General features: G+C 73.6%; 2 protein-coding genes. Both read left to right on the forward strand.

All coding sequences use genetic code 11. From position 1 onward, the window contains the following. Positions 1-30 precede the first annotated feature (30 nt). Positions 31-20,949, forward strand: coding sequence for a type I polyketide synthase (locus tag AC3EVP_RS17780; RefSeq protein ID WP_435130982.1), 20,919 nt, complete (start codon positions 31-33; stop codon positions 20,947-20,949). 243 nt (positions 20,950-21,192) lie between these two features. Continuing rightward, on the forward strand, positions 21,193-24,096 hold the full coding sequence (locus tag AC3EVP_RS17785; protein WP_435130984.1) for a helix-turn-helix transcriptional regulator: 2,904 nt from the start codon (positions 21,193-21,195) through the stop codon (positions 24,094-24,096). The last annotated feature ends 55 nt before the right edge of the window (positions 24,097-24,151 follow it).

A 24,151-nucleotide genomic window follows, 5' to 3' on the forward strand; every position in this document is an offset into this window, starting at 1 on the left:
GATCACGGATTCAGAGACAGCGGAGCCCAAATGACTCAGTCCTCGGATAAGATCGTTGAGGCGCTGCGCGCGTCGCTTCTGGAGAACCAGCGACTCCGCAAGGAGCATCAGGACCTGGTCGACGCGGTCGGCGAGCCGCTGGCGATCGTGGGCATGGCCTGCCGTTTCCCCGGCGGCGTCGAGGACCCCGACGGCCTCTGGCGGCTGGTGGCCGACGGCGGCGACGCGGTCGGCGGCTTCCCGACCGACCGCGGCTGGGACACCGAGCTGCTGCACGACATCCCCAACGGCGGCGGCTTCCTGGACGACGCCAGCGGCTTCGACGCCGAGTTCTTCGGCATCTCGCCCCGCGAGGCGCTGGCCACCGACCCCCAGCAGCGGCTGCTGCTCGAAGCGTCCTGGGCCGCCTTGGAGAACGCCGGCCTGGACCCCCGCAAGACCGCGGGCACCCCGACCGGCGTCTTCATCGGCGCCGCGCCCTACGGCTACAGCGACGTCATGAGCGGGTCGTCCGACGACCTCCAGGGCCACATGCTGACGGGCAACGCCCCCGCCGTCGTCTCCGGGCGGGTCGCCTACACCCTCGGCCTCGAAGGTCCCGCGGTGACCGTGGACACAGCGTGCTCGTCGTCGCTGGTGGCGCTCCACCTCGCCGGTCACGCGCTGCGCGCGGGCGAGTGCTCCATGGCGCTCGTCGGCGGTGTCACGGTCATGGCGACCCCGGCCACGTTCGTGGAGTTCAGCCGGCAGGGCGGTTTGTCGTCGGACGGGCGGTGCCGGGCGTTCGCGGACGCGGCGGACGGGACGGGCTGGTCCGAGGGTGTCGGTGTGGTCGTGGTGGAGCGGTTGTCGGATGCGGAGCGGAATGGTCACGAGGTGCTGGCCGTGGTGCGGGCCAGTGCGGTGAACCAGGACGGTGCGTCGAACGGGTTGACGGCGCCGAACGGTCCCTCGCAGCAGCGGGTGATCCGGCAGGCGCTGGCGGCCGCGGAGTTGTCGTCCTCCGATGTGGACGTGGTGGAGGCGCACGGTACGGGGACGACGTTGGGTGACCCGATCGAGGCGCAGGCGTTGCTGGCGACGTACGGGCAGGGGCGGTCGGCGGAACGGCCGTTGTGGTTGGGGTCGTTGAAGTCGAACATCGGTCATACGCAGGCGGCTGCGGGTGTGGCGGGTGTGATCAAGATGGTGCTGGCGATGCGGCACGGGGTGCTGCCCCGTACCCTGCATGTGGACGAGCCGAGCACCCGGGTGGACTGGAGCACGGGTGAAGTGCGCCTGCTCAAGGAGGCGTTGGCCTGGCCGGAGACCGGGCGGCCCCGGCGTGCCGGTGTGTCCGCGTTCGGGATGTCCGGGACGAACGTGCACGTGATCCTGGAGTCTCCGGCGGCTCCCGTCGAGGTGGCGGTCGAGGCGGAGGTGGTGGAGCCGGAGACGGGTGTGGTCTCTCCGGTGGCGTGGGTGGTGTCGGGTCGTTCGGCGGGTGCGGTGCGGGGTCAGGCGGAGCGTCTGCTGTCGGCGGTGGAGTCGGCGGAGTGGGAGCCGGTGGGTGTGGGTGCGGCGCTGCTGTCGCGGTCGCTGTTCGATCACCGCGCGGTGGTGGTGGGGGCGGACCGGGCCGAACTGACGGCTGGGTTGCGGGCGTTGGCGGCGGGTGAGCCGGTGGGGAACGTCGTGCACGGCGTCTCGCGGGGTGCTCAGGTCCGCCGGGTGGTTTTCGTGTTCCCGGGGCAGGGTGCTCAGTGGGTGGGGATGGCTAATGGGTTGATGGGTGCCTCGGAGGTGTTCCGGGGGTCGATGGTGGCGTGTGGGGAGGCGTTGCGGCCGTTCGTGGAGTGGGAGTTGCTGGAAGTCCTCGATGACGAGGCTGCGTTGGCGCGGGTGGATGTGGTGCAGCCGGTGTTGTGGGCGGTGATGGTGTCGTTGGCGGCGGTGTGGCGTTCGTGGGGTGTGGAGCCGGCGGCGGTGGTCGGCCACTCGCAGGGCGAGATCGCGGCAGCGTGTGTGGCCGGTGGGCTGAGCTTGGCTGACGGTGCGCGGGTGGTGGCGTTGCGGAGCCGCGCTATCGCGGGCGAGTTGGCGGGTAAGGGTGGCATGGTCGCGGTCTCACTGCCAGTCGATGAGGTGCGCGAACTGCTGCCGGAGAACGTGTCCGTGGCGGTCGTGAACGGTCCGGGGGCGGTGGTGGTGGCGGGTCCGGTGGAGGAGCTGGAGGCGCTGATCGCCCGGTGCGAGGAGCGGGAGGTACGCGCCCGCAAGGTGCCCGTGGACTACGCGTCCCACTCGGCGTACGTGGAGCTGATCGAGGCCCAGGTCCTCGCCGACCTGGCCGAGGTGAACCCGGTCACGTCCACCGTCCCGATGTATTCGTCGGTGTCGGGGGAGCGGATCGACACGGCGACTGTGGATGCCGGTTACTGGTATCGCAATCTGCGGCAGACCGTGGAGTTCGAGCAGGCGACGCGGGCGCTGGCGGCCGATGGTTTCACCGCGTTCGTCGAGGTCAGCCCGCACCCCGTCCTCACCATGGCCGTGCAGGACACCCTGGGTGAGGACACCGTGGCGACGGGCACCCTGCGCCGTAACGAAGGGGGCATGGACCGGTTCCTGCTGTCCGCGGCCGAACTGTTCGTCCGTGAGGTGCCGGTCCGGTGGGACGGGCTCTTCGCAGGCCGGGTGTCGGGGCGGGTGAGTTTGCCGACGTATGCGTTCCAGCGGCGTCGGTACTGGCCGGAGCCGTCGTTGGTGGCGGGGGATGTGGCGGCGGCGGGTTTGGTGTCGGCGGAGCATCCGTTGCTGGGTGCGGTTGTGGCGGTGCCGGGTTCGGGCACGGTCGTCCTGACGTCGCGGTTGTCGTTGCGGGCCCAGCCGTGGTTGCGGGATCACGCGGTGCACGGCACGGTGCTCTTTCCCGGAACGGGCTTTGTGGAGCTGGCGGTTCGGGGCGCGGACGCGGTGGGTGCGGGCGGTCTGCGGGAGTTGGTCGTGGAGGCGCCGTTGGTCGTTCCCGAGACCGGGAGCGTCCAGGTGCAGGTCGTCGTGGACGGGTCGGATCGTACGGTGGCGGTGTACGCCCGTACCGGCGAGGAAGAGCCCTGGACCCGCCACGCCACCGGGGCAACCGCCGTAGACGGCGCATCCGTTGACACCGCCGAGCTGGCGGGCGCGTGGCCGCCGCCCCGCAGCACACCCATCGACCTCGCGGACTTCTACGACCGCAGCGCCGACAGCGGGTTCGGGTACGGCCCGGTCTTCCAGGGCCTGACCCGGGCGTGGCAGCACAACGGCCACGTCCTGGCCGACATCGCGCTCCCGGCGGACGTCCGGGGCGGGGCGGGGGCCTTCGGCATCCACCCCGCGCTGCTCGACGCGGCCCTGCACCCCTCCACCTTCGCCGACCTCGCGCCGACCGAACTGGGCCGGCTGCCCTTCGCGTTCAACGACGTCACCCTGTACGCCACCGGCGCCACCCGCGTACGGGCCCGGATCACCCCCGCCGGGACCGACGCGATCTCGCTGCTGCTCGCCGACGAGACCGGCGCTCCCGTCCTGTCGATCGGCTCGCTCGTGCTCCGCCCGCTCACCGCGCAGACTCTGGCGGCCGAGGCCCGGCCCGGTGCGATGCTGGCCCTCGAGTGGTCGGACGCGGCGGCACCGGAAAGCGGCCTCCAGGACGTCGAGTTCAGCACTGTACGTGGCCCGGCCGCGGCCACGGCCGCGCACACGGAGACCGACGCCGACGCCGACGCCGCGCCGTCCGACGTGGTCGTACTGGACGTCACCCCGGCGGGCGAGCAGGTCGTGGAGTCCGTCCACGCGACGGCGAACTGGGTGCTCGAACGGTTGCAGCGCTTCTCCGGCACCCGGATGGCCGTGGTGACCCGCGGCGCGGTCGCCACCGGTCCGGGCGAGACCGTCACCGACCTGGCCGCCGCCTCGGTGTGGGGCCTGGTACGGACCGCGCAGACCGAGGACCCGGGCCGCTTCCTGCTGCTGGACGTCGAGCCGGGCACCGCCGTGGACGGGGCGCTCCTGGCCCGCGCGTTCGCGGTGGACGAGCCGCAACTCGCCCTGCGGGGTGCCGTGTTCCAGGCCCCTCGCTTCACCCGGGTCCCCGCCGGCCCGGACAGCGGCCCGGACCCCGACACGGACAGCGGCCCGGACGCCGGCACCGACGCGGCGCCCGCCCCCCTGTTCCCCGCCGACGGCACCGTCCTGATCACCGGCGGCACCGGCGGCCTGGGCCGCGAGGTCGCCCGCCACCTGGTGACGGTCCACGGCGTACGCGACCTCCTGCTGCTCAGCCGCCGCGGCGCCGACGCCGACGGCACCGCCGAACTCGTCGCCGAACTCGCCGGCCACGGCGCCCAGGTCACCGTGACCGCGTGCGACGCCGCCGACCGCGACGCGCTGGCCGCCGCCCTGGACGGCGTACGGCTCACAGGCGTGGTGCACACCGCGGGCCTCCTGGACGACGGCACCGTGGCCTCGCTGAGCCCTGCCCAGATGGACCGGGTCATGCGCCCGAAGGTGGACGCCGCCTGGCACCTCCACGAGCTGACCCGGGACGCCGACCTGCGGGTTTTCGCCGTGTTCTCGTCGTTCTCCGGGCTCATCGGCAGCCCCGGGCAGGCCAACTACGCCGCCTCGAACATGTTCCTCGACGCGCTCATGGAGCAGCGCCGCCACGACGGCCTGCCCGGCGTCTCGATGGCGTGGGCCGCCTGGACCCAGGACGTGGGCCTGACCGGCACCCTCTCCGAGGTCGACATGCGCCGCATCGCGCGCTCGGGCGTGCCGCCGCTGACGGTCGCGCAGGGCCTGGCCCTCTTCGACCAGGCGCTGGCCGCCGACCGTCCCGTGCTCGCCCTGGCCCGCCTCGACCTGGCGCGCCTGCGCGCGCAGGGCGAACTCCCGGCGGTGCTGCGCGGTTTGGTGCCCGCCGCCCCGCGCCGTGCGGCCGCCGCCCAGGACGCGGGCGGCGACGGCCTCGCGGCGCGCATGGCCGCGCTCCCGGCGCAGGAGCGTGCCGCACACCTGCTCACCCTCGTCCGCGACCACGTCGCCTCCGTCCTCGGCTACCCGTCGGGCAACGACATCGACGGGACCAAGCCCTTCCGCGAGATCGGGTTCGACTCGCTGACCGCGGTCGAGCTGCGCAACCGGCTCCAGGCCGTGACCGGCTTCGCCCTGCCCTCGACCCTCGTCTTCGACTACCCGAGCGCCGAACGCCTCGCCGGCCACCTGGCCGAGCGCCTCGGCGGCGTCACCGCGGTCCCCGTCGACGCACTGCCTGTCCTCCGGTCGGTGGACGACGACCCGCTCGTCATCGTCGGCATGGCCTGCCGCTTCCCCGGCGGCGTCTGGGACCCGGACGGCATGTGGGACCTGCTGGCGCACGGTCGCGACGCCATGACCCGCTTCCCCGGCGACCGCGGCTGGGACACCGGCCTGCTGACCGAACTCGCCCACGCCGGCGGCTTCGTCGACGGCGCCATGGACTTCGACGCCGGCTTCTTCGCGATGTCCCCGCGTGAGGCGCTGGCCACGGACCCGCAGCACCGCCTGCTGCTGGAGGGCTCCTGGGAGGCACTTGAGCACGCGGGTATCGACCCGCTCACGCTGGCCGGCTCGTCGACCGGCGTCTTCGTCGGCAGCTACCAGTCCGGCTACTCCGAGGTCGCCGGCGAGGCCATGACGGACGCCGACGCGAACGCCCAACTCCTCACCGGCGGCGCGCAGAGCGTCCTGTCGGGCCGAGTCGCCTACGCGCTGGGCCTGGTCGGTCCCGCGCTCACAGTGGATACGGCGTGCTCGTCGTCGCTGGTGGCGCTGCACCTTGCCGGTCAGGCGTTGCGGGGTGGGGAGTGCTCGCTGGCGTTGGTGGCGGGGGTGACGGTGAATGCGTTGCCGCACACGTTTGTGGGGTTCTCTCAGCAGGGTGGGTTGTCTGCTGATGGTCGGTGCAAGGCGTTTGCTGAGGCGGCGGATGGGACGGGCTTCAGCGAGGGCATGGGTGTGCTGGTGGTGGAGCGGCTCTCGGACGCTGAGCGGAATGGTCATCGCGTGCTGGCGGTGGTGCGGTCCAGTGCGGTGAACCAGGACGGTGCGTCGAATGGTCTGACCGCCCCGAACGGTCCGTCGCAGCAGCGGGTGATCCGGCAGGCGTTGGCGGCTGCGGGGTTGGGTGCGGCGGATGTGGACGCGGTGGAGGCGCACGGTACGGGGACGACGCTGGGTGACCCGATCGAGGCGCAGGCGGTGTTGGCGACGTACGGGCAGGGGCGTTCGGAGGAGCGGCCGTTGTGGTTGGGTGCGGTGAAGTCGAACATCGGTCATACGCAGGCGGCTGCGGGTGTGGCGGGTGTGATCAAGATGGTGTTGGCGATGCGGCATGGGGTGTTGCCGCGGACGTTGCATGTGGATGAGCCGAGTTCGCATGTGGACTGGGAGCAGGGCCATGTGCGGTTGGTGACGGAGTCGGTGGCGTGGCCGGAGACGGGGCGCGCCCGGCGGGCGGGGGTGTCGTCGTTCGGTATCTCGGGGACGAACGCGCACGTGATCCTGGAGGCGGCGCCCGAAGTTGACGTGGAGCCCGAGGCGGAGGGTGAAGCCGCACCGGCGGACGGCGTCGGGACGGTGTGGGTGGTGTCGGGCCGTACGGAGCAGGCGCTGCGCGGCCAGGCCGAGCGGCTGGTGTCCGCGGTGGAGGGCCAGAACCCCGCAGCGGTGGGTGCGGCCTTGCTCTCCCGGTCGCTCTTCGACCACCGCGCGGTGGTGGTGGGCGCTGATGCGGCCGAACTGACGGCCGGACTAAGGGCGTTGGCGGCGGGCGAGCCCAGTGCGGGCGTGGCGCAGGGCGAGGCAAGGAACGGGCGCCGGATCGCGGTGCTGTTCACCGGCCAGGGTGCGCAACGGCTCGGCATGGGGCGCGTGTTGTACGGGGAGTGCGAGGTGTTCGCTGCGGCCTTCGACGAGGTGGTGGCGGAGTTGGACCAGCACCTCGATGTCCCGCTGCGGGAGGTGGTGTGGGGCGAGGACGCGGAGGAGCTGAACTCCACGGGGTGGGCGCAGCCCGCGCTGTTCGCGGTCGAGGTGGCGTTGTTCCGGTTGCTGGAGTCCTTCGGGGTGCGAGCGGACTATCTGCTGGGGCACTCCATTGGTGAGGTGGCGGCGGCTCATGTGGCGGGGGTCTTTGACCTGCGGGACGCCTGCCGGCTCGTGGCGGCGCGGGCGCGTTTGATGCAGGCGCTTCCGGTCGGTGGGGCGATGGTGGCCATTGCGGCGCCGGAGGAGGACGTACGCCCGCACCTGTCCGACGAGGTGTCGCTCGCGGCGGTCAACGCGCCTGGCTCCGTGGTCGTTTCGGGCGAGGAGACCGCCGTTCTCGCGGTGGGCGAGCACTTCAAGGCGCAGGGTGTGAAGACGACGCGGCTGCGGGTGTCTCATGCGTTCCACTCGGCGCTCGTGGACCCGATGCTGGCAGACTTCACCGCGGCCATCGCCGACGTGACGTTCGCCGAGCCGCGCATCCCCGTGGTGTCGAACCTGACGGGTGAGCCGGCGGACATGACGTCCCCCACGTACTGGGCCCAGCAGGTCCGTTCGGCGGTGCGGTTCGCCGACGGGCTGGCGTGGCTGGCCGGGGAGGGCGTGGACACCTTCGTCGAGGCGGGGCCGGACGCGGTGCTGGCCGGACTGGTCGGCCTCAACGGGATCGCGGACGCCGCCGCCGTGGCCCTGCAACGTGGTGACCGTACGGGGGTCCAGGTCGCACACCACGCACTGGGCCAGCTCTTCGTGCACGGCGTGCCGGTGAGGTGGGACGGCCTGTTCGGCGAGCGCACGCCCGGCTGGGTGGACCTGCCGACGTACGCCTTCCAGCGGCGCCGTTACTGGCCGCAGGCGTCCCTCGCCGGGGGCGACGTGACCGCGGCCGGGCTGGCGTCCGCCGAACACCCGCTGCTCGGCGCGGTGGTGTCGCTGCCGGAGACCGGCACGGTGGTGCTGACGTCGCTGCTGTCGCTCCGTACGCAGCCGTGGCTGGCCGACCACGCCGTCCAGGGCACGGTGCTGTTCCCCGGCACCGGCTTCGTGGAGTTGGCAATCCGCGGCGCTGACGCCGTGGGGGCGGGCGGGCTGCGCGAGCTGATCGTGGAGGCGCCGCTCGTCGTCCCCGGGACGGGGAGCATCCAGGTGCAGGTCGTCGTGGACGACGGCACCGCGGTCGTCTACGCCCGGCCCACCGGCGACGACCCCTGGACCCGGCACGCGAGCGCCGTACTGGGCGACGCCTCCGCCGCCGGGTCGGCCGGGTGGCAGTGGCCCCCGTCTGAGGGCGCGCCTGTCGACGTCACCGACTTCTACGCACGGATGGCCGAGGGCGGCTTCGCGTACGGTCCCGCGTTCCAGGGCCTGCGGCAGGTGTGGCAGGCCGACGGCACGGTCTTCGCGGAGGTGTCCGTCGGCGCGGACGAGGCCGACCGGGCCCGTAGGTTCGGGGTGCACCCGGCGCTGCTGGATGCCGCGCTCCAGGCGAGCACGTTCGCGGGGCTGGAGCCCGCCCCCGCCGGCCGCATGCCGTTCAGCTTCTCGGACGTGACCTTGCACGCGGGCGGCGCGACGGTGACCCGGGTCCGGGTCACCCGCAAGGGACCGGACAGCGTGGGCGTCGAACTGGCCGACAGCAACGGTCAGTTGGTGCTGAGCATCGGTTCGCTGGTGATGCGGCCGGTGGCGGCCGGCGGTGTGTCCGGTGGTGTGCGGTCCGGGCTGGTGCTGGGGTTGGACTGGTCGTCGGTGCTGGCGGTGCCGGAGGAGGTGCCGGGTGCGGGTGTGGCGGTGTTCGGTGTGTCGGAGGAGCTTGAACCGGGCGCGGATGTGCTGGTGTTGGCGGCGTTCGGTGCCGGGGGCGATGTGGTGGCGTCGGCGCATGGGCTGACCGGTTGGGTGTTGGGTCAGGTGCAGCGGTGGTTGGGGGATGAGCGGTTCGGCGGGAGCCGGTTGGTGGTGGCGACGCGGGGTGCGGTCGAGGCCGGACCCGGGGAGACGGTCACCGATCTGGCGGCCGCCGCAGTGTGGGGTCTGGTGCGGTCGGCGCAGGCCGAGCACCCCGGCCGGATCACCCTGGTGGACGTCGAAGCGTCGGCTACCTCCCTGGACACCGATCTCATCGCCAAGCTCGCGGCCGGTGCGGAGCCGCAGGTGGTCGTCCGGGAGGGTGTCGTCCGTGCGGCGCGCCTGGTGCGGGTGACGGCCGCCCCGGACGCTCCAGACACGGCCCCGGCCGGCTTCGGCGACGGTACGGTGCTGGTCACCGGTGGTACGGGCGGGCTCGGGCGGGAGGTGGCCCGGCACCTGGTCCGTACGCATGGCGTGCGGAGCCTGCTGCTGGTCAGCCGGCGCGGTCTCGCGGCTGAGGGCGCACCGGAGTTGGCCGAGGAGCTGGGCGCGGAAGGCGCCGAGGTGACCGTTGCGGCGTGTGACGTGAGCGACCGTGCAGCGTTGGCGGAGCTGCTGGCCGAGGTGCCGTTGGCCGGTGTGGTCCACACGGCGGGGGTGGTGGACGACGGGCTGGTCTCGTCGCTGACCGCGGAGCGGTTGGCCCGGGTGCTGGCGCCGAAGGTGGATGCGGCGTGGCATCTGCACGAGCTGACCCGGGACCGTGACCTCACGCACTTCGTGGTGTTTTCCTCGCTCGCGGGTGTGCTGGGTAGCCCGGGGCAGGGCAACTACGCGGCGGCCAACGTCTTCCTGGACACGCTCATGCAGCACCGCCGCCACGCCGGTCTTCCCGCAGTGTCGATGGCGTGGGGCCCGTGGTCTCAAGGTGCGGGTCTGACGGGTGAGTTGTCGGAGGCGGACATGCGCCGTATCACCGCCTCCGGGACCCCGCCCTTCACCGTGGACCAGGGCCTGGCGATGTTCGACGCGGCCCTGGCAGGTCCGCAAGCAGCCGTCGCGCTGACCCGGCTGGACCTCGGCGCCCTCCGCACCCGCAGCGACCTCCCCCCGCTGTGGCGCACCCTCGCCGGGCAGCCCGCCCGCCGCGCCGCCGGCGACCACCACGCCGAACCCGCCGACCTGGCGCACCGCTTGGCGCACCGCACCCGCGCCGACCGCGAGGAGGAGTTGCTGACGCTGGTCGCCGACCACGTGGCCGCGGTGCTCGGATATGCCTCGCGCGAGCAGATCGACACCACGCAGGCGTTCCGGGACCTCGGCTTCGACTCGCTCAGCGCGATCGAGCTGCGCAACCGGCTCCAGGCGGCGACGGGCCTCGCCGTCCCGGCCACCCTCGTCTTCGACTACCCGAACGCGCGGCGGCTGGCCGGGCACCTCGCCGAGCAGTTCGGCGACGCCCCGCGCGGCACGGCGGACACGCTGCCGCCGCTCGCCTCCGTCGCCGACGACGCGCTCGTCATCGTCGGCATGGCCTGCCGTTTCCCGGGCGGTGTGCGGGACCTCGACGGCTACTGGCGGCTGATCGCCAACGGCGAGGACGGCATGTCCCCCTTCCCCGCCGACCGCGGCTGGGACCTGGAGGCCCTGTACGACCCGGCGGGCCCCGGCGCCTCGGCCACCCGCGAGGGCGGTTTCCTCGACGGGGCACTCGACTTCGACGCGGGCTTCTTCGGCATCTCCCCGCGCGAGGCCCTGGTCACCGACCCGCAGCAGCGGCTGCTGCTGGAGACGTCCTGGGAGGCGCTGGAGCACGCCGGCATCGCCCCGGACCGGCTGTCCGGCAGCCGTACCGGCGTCTTCGTCGGCAGCTACCAGTCCGGGTACAGCGAGGTCATCGCCGACGCCCTCGACGAGGCCGAGCCGCAGGCGCTCACCGGCAACGCGCAGAGCGTGCTGTCCGGCCGGGTCGCGTACACCCTCGGCCTCGAAGGCCCGGCGGTCACGGTGGACACCGCCTGCTCGTCGTCGCTGGTCGCCCTGCACTGGGCCGGTCAGGCGCTGCGCGCGGGGGAGTGCTCGCTCGCGCTGGTCGGCGGCGTCACCATGATGGCCACCCCGAGCACCTTCGTCGGCTTCACCCAGCAGGGCGGCGTCGCGTCGGACGGCCGCTGCAAGGCGTTCGCGGACGCCGCCGACGGCACCGGCTGGTCGGAGGGCGTGGGCGTGCTGGTCGTGGAGCGCCGGTCGGACGCGGAGCGCAACGGCCACCGCGTGCTGGCGGTCGTACGGTCCAGCGCGGTCAACCAGGACGGCGCGTCCAACGGTCTGACCGCTCCGAACGGCCCCTCCCAGCAGCGGGTGATCCGGCAGGCGCTGGCCGCGGGCGGCCTGTCGCCGGCCGACGTGGACGCCGTCGAGGCGCACGGCACCGGTACGTCCCTGGGCGACCCGATCGAGGCGCAGGCGGTGCTCGCCACCTATGGCCAGGACCGGCCGGCGGAACGGCCGCTCTGGCTCGGCGCGGTGAAGTCGAACATCGGGCACACCCAGGCCGCGGCCGGTGTGGCGGGTGTGATCAAGATGGTGCTGGCGATGCGGCACGGCATGCTGCCCCGCACCCTGCACGTGGACGAGCCGAGCACGCACGTCGACTGGACGGCCGGGCAGGTGCGGCTTCTCACCGAGGCCGTGCCGTGGCCGGAGACCGGGCGGCCCCGGCGTGCCGGTGTGTCGTCGTTCGGCATCTCCGGGACGAACGCGCACGTGATCCTGGAGTTTCCGGCGGCTCCTGTCGAGGTGGCGGTCGAGGCGGAGGTGGAGCCGGAGCCGGGTGTGGTGTCTCCGGTGGTGTGGGTGGTGTCGGGTCGTACGGCGGGTGCGGTGCGGGGTCAGGCGGAGCGTCTGCTCTCGGCGGTGGAGTCGGCGGAGTGGGAGCCGGCGGGTGTGGGTGCGGCGCTGCTGTCGCGGTCGCTGTTCGATCACCGTGCGGTGGTGGTGGGGGCGGACCGGGCCGAACTGGCCGCTGGGTTGCGGGCGTTGGCGGCGGGTGAGCCGGTGGGGAACGTCGTGCGCGGCGTCTCTCGGGGTGCTCAGGTCCGCCGGGTGGTTTTCGTGTTCCCGGGGCAGGGTGCTCAGTGGGTGGGGATGGCTGCGGGGTTGATGGGTGCCTCGGAGGTGTTCCGGGGGTCGATGGTGGCGTGTGGGGAGGCGTTGCGGCCGTTCGTGGACTGGGAGTTGCTGGAAGTCCTCGATGACGAGGCGATGTTGGCGCGGGTGGATGTGGTGCAGCCGGTGTTGTGGGCGGTGATGGTGTCGTTGGCGGCGGTGTGGCGTTCGTGGGGTGTGGAGCCGGCGGCGGTGGTGGGGCATTCGCAGGGTGAGATCGCGGCAGCGTGTGTGGCCGGTGGGCTGAGCTTGGCTGATGGTGCGCGGGTGGTGGCGTTGCGGAGCCGCGCTATCGCGGGCGAGTTGGCGGGCAAGGGTGGCATGGTCGCGGTGTCGCTGCCGGTGGACGCCGTAAGGGAGTTGCTGCCGGGGAACGTGTCCGTGGCCGTCGTGAACGGTCCGGGTGCGGTCGTGGTGGCGGGTCCGGTGGAGGAACTGGACGCGCTGATCGCCCGATGCGAGGAGCAGGAAGTGCGGGCCCGCAAGGTCCCCGTGGACTACGCCTCCCACTCCGCCTACGTGGAGCTGATCGAGGCCCAGGTCCTCGCCGATCTGGCCGAGGTGGACCCGGTCGCGTCGCCCGTGCCGATGTACTCCTCCGTCTCGGGCGAGCGCATCGACACCTCCACCCTGGACGCCGGTTACTGGTACCGCAATCTGCGCCAGACCGTGGAGTTCGAGCAGGCGACACGGGCTCTGGCGGCCGACGGCTTCACCGCGTTCGTGGAGGTCAGCCCGCACCCCGTCCTCACCATGGCCGTGCAGGACACGCTCGGTGAGGACACCGTGGCAACGGGCACCCTGCGCCGTAACGAGGGCGGCCTGGACCGTTTCCTGCTGTCCGCGGCCGAACTCTTCGCCCACGGCGTCCCCGTCGCGCTGGACCGGCTGTTCACCGGTCGCGGCGCGGAGTGGGTGGACCTGCCGACGTACGCCTTCCAGCACCGCCGGTATTGGCCGCAGGCGGCCGTGGCGGCCCACGACCCCGCGCTGCGCGACCCGGTGGACGCCGAGTTCTGGGCGTCGATGGAGAGCCGCGACGTCGCCGGGCTCGCCCGCTCGCTGGGCGTCGACAGCGCCGCGCTGACGGACGTGGTGCCCGCCATGCTGCGCTGGCGCGACCAGCGGCAGTCCGCGACCGCCGCGGACGGCTGGCGCTATCGGGAGACGTGGGCGCCGGTGTCGGCGACGGGCCGGCTCGCCGGCGCGCCCGCCGCACGCTGGGCGGTGGTCGTGCCCGCCGGGTACGCCGCCGACCCGTGGACGGTGGCGGTGGCCGAGGCCGTGGGCGGCGAGCTGATCGAGGACGACGGCACGGCACTGGAGGTGAGCCCGGCCTGCCCGGGCGTGGTGTCGCTGCTGGCGGTACGGGACGACGTCGAAGGGCTGCTGTCCACTGTCCGGCTGGTGCAGCAGGTGCGGGTGCCGGTGTGGGCGGTGACGCGCGGCGCGGTCGCCGTCCACGGCGAGGAGCGGATCGGCGGCGTCTGGCCGGGGGCGACCTGGGGCCTCGGCCGGGTGGCCGCCCTCGAAGTGCCCGAGCGGTGGGCCGGTCTGCTGGACCTGCCCGAGGTCATCGACGACGCGGTCCGGCAGCGGCTGGGCGCGGTCGTCGCGGGCGGGCACGGCGAGGACCAGCTCGCCGTCCGCTCGTCCGGGCTGTACGCCCGGCGCCTGGTGCACGCCCCGGCGGCCGGACTGCCCGCGGCCTGGCGGACCAGCGGCACCGCGATCGTGACCGGCGGCACCGGCGGGGTCGGCGCCCATGTGGCGCGCTGGCTGGTCGGGGCGGGCGCCGAGCACGTCGTCCTGGTTAGCCGCCGCGGCCCGGCCGCGGACGGCGTCCCGGAGCTGACCGCCGAACTCCAAGCCGCGGGCGCCCGGGTGAGCGTGGCCGCCGGGGACATCGGCGACCGGGAGACCGTCGCGGCGCTGATTGCCGCGGTCCCGGCCGACCTGCCGCTGCGCACCGTCATGCACGCGGCGGGCGTGGTCGACGAGGGCGGCGCCGTCGCCGACCTCACCGAGGAGGCACTGCGCGCGCAGCTGCGGGTCAAGGTCACCGGCGGGCTGCTGCTCGACGAACTCACCCGCGACCTGGAGCTGGACGCGTTCGTGCTGTTCTCCTCCGGCGCCGCGGCCTGGGGCAGCGCCGGCCAGGGCGGCTACGCCGCCGCGAACGCCTGCCTCGACGCCCTCGCCGGGCACCGCCGGGCCCGCGGCCTGCCCGCCCTGTCCGTGGCCTGGGGCGCCTGGGACGCGCCGGGCATGATGGCCGCCGACGCCGACTACGCCCAGTACCTCACGCGGCTCGGAGTGCACCCCATGCGGCCCGAACTGGCGGTCGCCGCCCTGCACCAGGCGCTGAGCGACGGCGACACCAATGTCGCGGTCACCCACATGGACTGGTCGCGCTTCGTACCGACCTTCGGCATGGCCCGGCCGACCCGCCTGTTCTCGCTGCTGCCGGAGGCGGCCGCGGCCGAACCGGAGGAGACGCCGGAAGGCGGCGGTCACCTGCGCGCCATGAGCCCGCAGGAGCGCTACGACCACCTGCTCGCCGCGGCCCGTGACCACGCCGCCGCGGTCCTCGGCCACGACTCGGGCGAACAGGTCGACGCGACCCAGGCGTTCAAGGAACTCGGCTTTGACTCGGTGACCGCGGTGGAGTTCCGCAACCGGCTCCAGACCGTCACCGGCCTGAGCCTGCCGACCACCCTCGTCTTCGACTACCCCAACGCCGCCCGCATCGCCGGTTACCTGGCCGAGCGCTTCGGCGACACCTCGGCGCAGACCGCGGACGCCCAGCCGGCCCTGCCGGTCCCCACGGCCGACGGCGCCGACGACCCGATGGTCATCGTGGGCATGGCCTGCCGCTTCCCCGGCGGTGTGGACAACCCCGCCGACCTGTGGCGCGTCGTCACCGACGGCGTCGACGTGATGTCGGGCTTCCCCGACGACCGCGGCTGGGACCTCGAGGCGCTCTACGACCCGAACGGCGAGCGCGCCGGCTCCTCGGTCACCCGCGAGGGCGGCTTCCTGGACGACGCGGGCGGTTTCGACGCCGCCTTCTTCGGCATCTCCCCGCGCGAGGCCATGGCCACCGACCCGCAGCAGCGGCTGGTGCTGGAAGCCTCCTGGGAGGCCCTGGAACACGCGGGCATCGACCCGGCCGCCCTGGCCGGGACCTCCACCGGCGTCTTCGTCGGCGCCGCCCCGTCCGGCTACAGCGAGGTCGCCGGCGCCACCCCCGAAGCCCAGGGGCACCTGCTCACCGGCGGCCTGCTCAGCGTGCTGTCCGGCCGGGTCGCCTACACCCTCGGCCTCCAGGGCCCGGCGGTCAGCGTGGACACCGCCTGCTCGTCGTCGCTGGTCGCCCTGCACTGGGCCGGTCAGGCGCTGCGCGCGGGGGAGTGCTCGCTCGCGCTCGTCGGCGGCGTGGCCGTCATGGCCACCCCGGGCGGCTTCGTCGAGTTCAGCCGCCAGGGCGGGCTGGCCGCCAACGGCCGGGTCAAGGCCTTCGCCGAAGCGGCCGACGGCACCGCTTGGTCCGAGGGCGTGGGCGTGCTGGTCGTGGAGCGCCGGTCGGACGCGGAGCGCAACGGCCACCGCGTGCTGGCGGTCGTACGGTCCAGCGCGGTCAACCAGGACGGCGCGTCCAACGGTCTGACGGCGCCGAACGGTCCCTCGCAGCAGCGGGTGATCCGGCAGGCGCTGGCCGCGGCCTCGCTGTCGCCGTCCGACGTGGACGTGGTGGAGGCGCACGGCACCGGTACGACGCTCGGCGACCCGATCGAGGCCCAGGCGCTGCTCGCGACCTACGGTCAGGGCCGCCCCGCCGAACGGCCGCTGCTGCTGGGGTCCTTGAAGTCCAACATCGGGCACACGCAGGCGGCCGCGGGCGTGGCGGGCGTGATCAAGATGGTGCTCGCCCTCCAGAACGGGGTGGTGCCCCGCACCCTGCACGTGGACGCGCCGTCCTCCCAGGTCGACTGGTCCGCGGGCGGCGTCGAACTGGTCACCGCGCCGGTGGCCTGGCCGTCGGCGGACCCGGACCGGCCGCGCCGCGCGGGCGTGTCGTCCTTCGGCGTCTCGGGGACAAACGCGCACGTCATTTTGGAGGCCGCGCCCGAGGCGGAGCCGGAGTCCGTGGTGGAGGACGGCGGTGCCGGGACGGTGTGGGTGGTGTCGGGTCGTTCGGAGGAGGCGCTGCGGGCGCAGGCCGGGCGGTTGGTGTCGGCGGTGGACGGGGCGAACCCGGTGGCAGTGGGTGCGGCGTTGTTGTCGCGGTCGGTGTTCGAGCACCGGGCCGTGGTGGTGGGTGCTGATGCGGGTGAGCTGACGGATGGGTTGCGGGCGTTGGCGGCTGGGGAGTCGGTGGCGAACGTGGCGCAGGGTGTGGGGCGGAACGGGCGCCGGGTGGCGGTGCTGTTCGCGGGTCAGGGTGCGCAACGGCTGGGGATGGGGCGCGCGTTGTACGGGGAGTCGGCGGTGTTCGCTGCGGCCTTCGACGAGGTGGTGGGGGAGTTGGACCGGCATCTGGAGGTGCCGTTGCGGGATGTGGTGTGGGGTGAGGATGCGGAGGTGCTGAACGCGACGGGGTGGGCACAGCCCGCGCTGTTTGCCGTCGAGGTGGCGTTGTTCCGGTTGCTGGAGTCCTTCGGGGTGCGCGCGGACTATCTGCTGGGGCACTCCATTGGTGAGGTGGCGGCGGCTCATGTGGCGGGGGTTTTTGACCTGCGGGACGCCTGCCGGCTCGTGGCGGCACGGGCGCGTTTGATGCAGGCGCTTCCGGAGGGTGGGGCGATGGTCGCGATTGCCGCGCCGGAGGCTGAGGTGCTGCCCCAGTTGCCCGAGGGCGTCTCGGTGGCGGCGGTCAACGCGCCCGGCTCCGTGGTCGTTTCGGGCGGGGAGGCCGCTGTCCTCGCGGTGGGTCAGCAGTTCAAGGCGCTGGGTGTGAAGACGACGCGGCTGCGGGTGTCGCACGCGTTCCATTCGGCGTTGATGGACCCGATGGTGGAGGACTTCATGGCGGCGATCGCCGACGTGGAGTTCTCGGAGCCGCGCATCCCCGTGGTGTCGAACCTGACGGGTGAGCCGGCGGACATGACGTCGCCGAAGTATTGGGCGCAGCAGGTGCGTTCGACGGTCCGGTTCGCGGATGGTCTGGCGTGGTTGGCCGGGCAAGGCGTGGACACGTTCCTGGACGCGGGTCCGGACGGCGTCGTGGCGGGGTTGGCGCAGGCCAACGCCGAGGACGCTGTTGCGGTGGCCCTGATGCGCAAGGACCGGGAGGGCCAGCGGACCGCGCTGCTGGCGGCCGGGGAACTCTTCGTCCAGGGCGTGCCGGTCGGCTGGCAGACCCTGGCGGGCGGCCGGAAACCGGGCCGGGTGGATCTGCCGACGTACGCCTTCCAGCGGCGCCGCTACTGGGCCCAGCCGAAGCCGGCCGGCGACGTGACGGCAGCCGGGCTGGCGTCCGCCGAACACCCGCTGCTGGGTGCGGTGGTGTCGGTGCCGGACTCGGGTGCCGTGGTGCTGACGTCGCGGTTGTCGCTCCGTACGCAGCCGTGGTTGCGGGATCACGCGGTGCACGGGGTGGTGCTGTTCCCGGGAACGGGCTTTGTGGAGCTGGCGGTTCGGGGTGCCGATGCCGTGGGGGCCGGTGGACTGCGGGAGTTGGTCGTGGAGGCGCCGTTGGTCGTTCCCGAGGCGGGGAGCGTGCAGGTGCAGGTGGTGGTCAACGACGACAGTGGGCTCGCGGTGTACGCCCGGACGACGGATGACGAGCCCTGGACCCGGCACGCGAGCGCCGTACTGGGCGACGCCTCCGCCGCCGGGGCGGCCGGGTGGCAGTGGCCGCCGGAGAGCGGTGGGCGGGTCGACGTCTCGGACTTCTACCGGCTGACCGCCGACCACGGCTTCGCGTACGGCCCGGCGTTCCAGGGGCTGCGCGAGGTCTGGGCCGGACCCGAGGAGGTCTACGCCGAGGTGGCGGTCCCGGACGACGAGGCCGACCGGGCCCGAAGGTTCGGGGTGCACCCGGCGCTGCTGGATGCCGCGCTCCAAGCGAGTGCCTTCGTGGGGCTGGAGCCCGCGCCGGCCGGGCGGTTGCCGTTCAGCTTCTCGGACGTGACCCTGCATGCCGGTGGCGCGACCGCCTCCCGGGTACACCTGGTGCGGACGGGCGCGGACAGCATGCGGGTCGAACTGGCCGACAGCGACGGCCGGTTGGTGGTGAGCATCGGTTCGTTGGTGATGCGGCCAGTGGCGGCCGGCGGTGTGTCCGGTGGTGTGCGGTCCGGGCTGGTGCTGGGGTTGGACTGGTCGTCGGTGGTGGCGGTGCCGGAGGAGGGGGTGCCGGGTGCGGGTGTGGCGGTGTTCGGTGTGTCGGAGGACGTCGAACCGGGTGCGGATGTGCTGGTGTTGGCGGCCTACGGTGCCGCGGGCGATGTGGTGGGCTCGGCGCATGAGGTGACCGGTTGGGTGTTGGCTCAGGTGCAGCGGTGGCTGGGGGATGAGCGGTTCGGCGGGAGCCGGTTGGTGGTGGCGACGCGGGGTGCGGTCGAGGCGGAGCCGGGGGAGGCGGTCGCTGATCTGGCGGGTTCGGCGGTGTGGGGTCTGGTGCGGTCGGCGCAGGCGGAACATCCGGGCCGGATCGCCCTGGTGGACGTCGAAGCGTCGGCTACCTCTCTGGACACCGATCTCATCGCCAAGCTCGCGGTCGGCGGGGAGCCGCAGGTTGTTGTCCGGGAGGGTGTCGTCCGTGCGGCGCGTCTGGTGCGGGTGACGGCCACTCCGGACGCCTCGGATACGGAGTCGGCGGGCTTCGATGACGGTACGGTGCTGGTCACCGGTGGTACGGGCGGGCTCGGGCGGGAGGTGGCCCGGCACCTGGTGCGTACGCATGGCGTGCGGGACTTGCTGCTGGTAAGCCGTCGTGGTGGCGGTGCCGAACTGGTCGCCGAACTGGCCGAGTTGGGTGCCCGGGCCCGTGTGGCGGCCTGTGATGTCAGTGACCGTGGAGCGTTGGCGGAGTTGCTGGCGGACGTGCCGTTGAGCGGTGTGGTCCACACGGCGGGGGTGGTGGACGACGGGCTGGTCTCGTCGCTGACCGCGGAGCGGTTGGCCCGGGTGCTGGCGCCGAAGGTGGATGCGGCGTGGCATCTGCACGAGCTGACCCGGGAGCGTGACCTCACGCACTTCGTGGTGTTCTCCTCGCTCGCGGGGGTGCTGGGTAGCCCGGGTCAGGGCAACTACGCGGCGGCCAACGTCTTCCTGGACACGCTCATGCAGCACCGCCGCCACGCCGGTCTTCCCGCAGTGTCGATGGCGTGGGGCCCCTGGTCCCAAGGTGCGGGCCTGACGGGCGAGTTGTCGGAGGCGGACATGCGCCGTATCACCGCCTCCGGCACCCCGCCCTTCACCGTCGACCAGGGCCTGGCGATGTTCGACGCCGCCCTCGCCGGCCCCCAACCCGCGATCGCCCTGACCCGGCTGGACCTCAGCGCCCTCCGCACCCGCAGCGACCTCCCCCCGCTGTGGCGCACCCTCGCCGGGCAGCCCGCCCGCCGCGCCGCCGGGAGCCACCACGCCGAACCCGCCGACCTGGCCCGCCGGTTGGCCGAGCTGCCCGATGCGGCGGCGCGGGACGCGTACCTGCTGCGGCTCGTCGCCGACCACGTGGCCCTCGTCCTGGGCCATGCGCCGGGCGACGGGCTGGACGTGACGAAGGAGTTCCGCGAGTTGGGCTTCGACTCGCTGACCTCCGTCGACCTGCGCAACCGCCTCCAGGCGGCCACCGGTCTGCCGCTGCCCGCCACGCTCGTCTTCGACCACCCGGACGCCGCCACTCTGGCCGGTTTCCTGGGGACGAAGTTCGGCGGCATCGGCGGCGGCCCCTCCGCCGCGGCGGTGGCCGAGACACCCGCGCCGAGGGACCCGATGCAGGACCTCTACCTCGGGGCGCTGGAGAGCGGCCGGGCCGACCTCGGCGACGCGTTCGCGCTCACCGCGGCGCGGCTGCGCCCCCGTTACGGCGATGCCGAGCGGGAGGCGCGGCGGCCGGTGCCGGTGCGGCTGTCGGCGGGGGAGAGCGGCCCGCACCTGGTCTGCGTCTGCCCGCCGCTGGCGCTGAACGGGCCGCAGACGTACAACCGGTTCGCGGCCGAACTGGCCGCCGACTGGAAGGTGTCGGCGCTGGTGGCGCCCGGGTTCGCGGCGGACACCCCGCTGCCAGAGAGCGGTGAGGTGCTCATCGCGACGCTGGCCGACGCGGTGCAGGAGTACGTCGGGGACGGCCCGTTCGCGCTGGCCGGGCTCTCCTCCGGCGGTGTGCTCGCCCACGAGATCGCCCGGGAGTTGCAGCGGCGGGGCCGCGACCCGCTGGCCGTGGTGCTGCTCGACTCGTACCCGATGAACAGCCCGGTGCTGAAGCGCTGGAAGAACGAGATGGCCCGGGTCGGGCTGGAGCGGGCCCGTGCGCTGGACCGGCGTCAGGCCGACGAGGGGTTCCGGCTGGAGGAGATCACCGCCTCGGCCTGGATCTGCGGCGAGTTGCTGCTCGACTGGGAGGCGCGGGGGCTGACGGTGCCGTCGTGCCTGGTCCGCGCCAGCGAGCCGGTGGTGGCCGAGGACGGCGACGGCGCCGGCTGGCAGACCCCGGTGGCGGCCTCGCAGGTCATCGACGTGCCGGGGGACCATTTCAGCATCATGGACCGGCAGTTCGCGGCGTCCACGGCGGCCGCCGTACGCGACTGGCTCGCGGAGGTGACCACCCAGGCCGCCTGCGTACCCGCCCCCTTCGCACCTGCCGATGGCGTATCCACCGACGGCGTATCCACCGACGACGTACGCGCCGACCAGGTCTCCGCGGACTGACCTGCCGGCTCCGCCCCGATCGGCGGGGACCCGGGCGCACGCCGGGTCCCCGCCCCGCGCCCGTGCGCCCCCGCGTCCCCCTCCCCGCCCGGTCTTGCGCGGATCTTGACCCGTCTTTGAGCTGGGCTCGGCAGGCTCTCCATCAGCATCAGGAACTCACATGCGTCACAGGCGTCCGGACGCCGGGTGGCGCAAGAACCCTTGCGAGACGCCGCAACGACCAACAGAGGGGTTCCCAGTAACATGCTGGAGCGCGACCAATGCCTCGATCAGCTGACCGAGCTGCTGGACCGATGCGCCGAGGGGAACGGCGCGACGGGTGTCATCAGCGGAGCGGTGGGCTTCGGGAAGACCACACTGCTGGAGGCCGTGGCGGCCAGAGCCGCGGCCCGCGGGTACATGGTGCTCGGCGCAGTCGGGTCCGTCGTCGAGAGCGCGATTCCGTACGCGGTGGTGGAGCAGCTCTTCCAGAGCGCCGAACTCGCCGGTACCGGCGCCGACATGCAGGCCCAGCTCCAACGAGCCCGGGAGGAGCAGGAGGAGACCGCGCACCTGCGGCCGGCGGCAGGAGCCGCCCAGACCTTACAGGCCCTCCACGGGCTGCTCGCCGAACTCAGCGCGCGGCAGCCGGTGGTGCTGTGCGTCGATGACATCCAGCACGTCGACGCCGAGTCGCTGGCGTGCCTGCTGCACCTCATCCGGCGCTGCCGCCGCAACCCGGTGGCGATCCTGCTCACCCTCGGCCCATCCGGGGCGGCCCCCTGCGCGGGGATACTCGCCGAGCTGGCCTGCCGGCCGGGCGTGGCCCACGTACGGCTGGGCGCGTTCGACGAGGAGGGCATGGCCCACCTGATAGCGGACCGGTTCGGGCCGGCCGCCGCCGAGCAGTACGCGCCCGGCTTCTACGCGATGAGCGGTGGCAATCCGCTGCTCGCCCAGGCCCTGGTCAGCGACCACACCGCCCGCCCGGCGCACCCCGAGACCGGCTACCACCAGGTCGCCGCGGACCTGTTCCGCGAGGCGTCGGTGGCCTGCACCCGCCGCAGCGGCCTGCACGGCCTGCGGGTGGCCCGCGGGCTGGCGATCGCCAACGGCGCCGGTTCGACGGGGCTGCTCGCCCAGCTCGTCGGGCTGGAGAAGTGCGAGGTCGACGCGGCGATGAAGATCCTCACCGAGTCCCGGCTGATCGAGGGGCTGCGTTTCCGGCACCCGGCGATCCGCTCGGCGGTCCTGGACAACATGTCGGCCACCGACCGGGCCCGGCTGCACCACCGTGTCGCCGGGCTGCTGCGCAACGACGGCGCGCCCGTCATCGTGGTCGCCCAGCACCTGATAGCGGCGGGCGCGGTGGAGGACGAGTGGGCGCCGCGGTTCCTGATGGACGCGGCCGACCAGGCGCTGCGCGAGGACCGGGTCGCGCTGGCGGAGCAGTGCCTGCAACTGGCCGACAACTGCTGCCACGACCGGCGCAAGAGCCATGTCATCAAGGCGAACCTGGCGCGGATCAAGTGGCGCGACCAGCCCGAGGCCGCCGCGCGGATCATGCTGTCGCTGGTGGGGCCGGCCAGGAGCGGGGACCTGCCGGGCGCGCTGCGGCTGAAGGTCGCGAACCGGCTGCTGGTGCAGGGCCGGGTCGCCGACGCCGTCGAGATCATGGCGCCGCTGTACGCCGAGGCCGCCGCCCCCGGTCCGGCGGCGCAGGCACCCGCGGCGCAGGCACCCGGAGCGGCGCCGCACCGTGCCGCCGCCCAGCACCACGCCCCCGCGGCGCCCGCGACCGCGCCGGGCCGCGTACCGGCACAGCAGCCGGTCCCGGCGCGGCCGCTCGCGCTGGAACTGGACGTGACCCGGCTGTGGCTGGCGTTCACCTACCCCGGGGTGCACCAGCAACTGGTCGGCGACCTGCCGGCCGGGCGGCACCGGCCCCCGCCCTCGCACCAGATCGGCCGCCCCCGGCTGTCCGCGATCCACACGCTGTGGGCGGTGCTGACCCGCGGCGCCGACGACGTGCTGGTCGCCGAGGCGGAGCGGGTGCTCCAGCACCTCCAGGTCGAGGACGACACCATCAGCTCGCTCAACTCCGCGATGGCCGCCCTGGTCTACGCCGACCGGCTGGAGTCGGCGGCCGTCTGGTGCGGCCGGCTGCGGACGGCCGCGACCGAGCGCCACGCCCCGACCTGGCACGCCCAGTTCACCTCGACGCGGGCGCTGATCGCGCTGCGCCGGGGCGCGCTGCGCAGCGCCGCGGAGTCGGCCGAGGCCGCGCTGCGCAGCATGTCGGTGGAGGCGTGGGGCGTGGAGATCGGCATGCCGCTGGCCACCGCGATCGAGGCCAGGACCGCGATGGGCGACCACGCGGCCAGCGCCGAACTGGTCAACACCCCGGTCCCGCCGGGCCTGTTCGGGACCCGTTTCGGGCTGCACTACCTGTACGCGCGCGGCCGCCACTACCTGGCCACCGGCTACCACGACGCGGCGCTCGCGGACTTCGTCCAGTGCGGGGAGAAGGCCCAGGCGTGGGACCTGGACTCGCCGACGCTGGCGCCGTGGCGGACCGGCGCGGTCGAGGTGTGGCTCCAGCGCGGGCAGCGGGAGCGCGCGAGCCGGCTCGCCGACGAGCACCTGGCGCTGGTGCGGCGCGGCCAGCGCCGCACCCTCGGGGTCGCGCTGCGGGTCCAGGCCACCACCCGGCCGGTCGCGCAGCAGGCCCAACTCCTGGGCAGCGCCGTGGACATGCTCCAGTCCGCGGGCGACGACTACGAGTTGGCGCTGACCCTGGTCGAGCTGTGCCGCACCCACCAGCGGCAGGGCGCCGCCGCGCAGGCCCGGCTGCTGGTCCGGCAGGCGTGGCGGATGGCCGGGGAGTGCGGCGCCGAAGGGCTGTGCTCCTCGCTGATGCCGAAGTCCGTCGGCGCGGTACCGGCGGAGCAGCCGCGCAGCCTGCCCCCGGCCGACGACGTGGTCACCAACGTGCTGTCCGAGGCGGAGCTGCGGGTCTGCTCGCTGGCCGCCCGCGGCCACACCAACCGCGAGATATCCGACAAGCTCTTCGTCACCGTCAGCACCGTCGAGCAGCACCTCACCCGCGCCTACCGCAAACTCAACATACGCCACCGCCGCGAGCTGCCCGCCAGCCTCGCTTCCTGACCGCCCGCCGTCCGCCGCCGCTCACCGGCGCCGCCCCGCCCCTCCACGAGGAGCG

The organism is Actinacidiphila sp. bgisy144, from assembly GCF_057708105.1.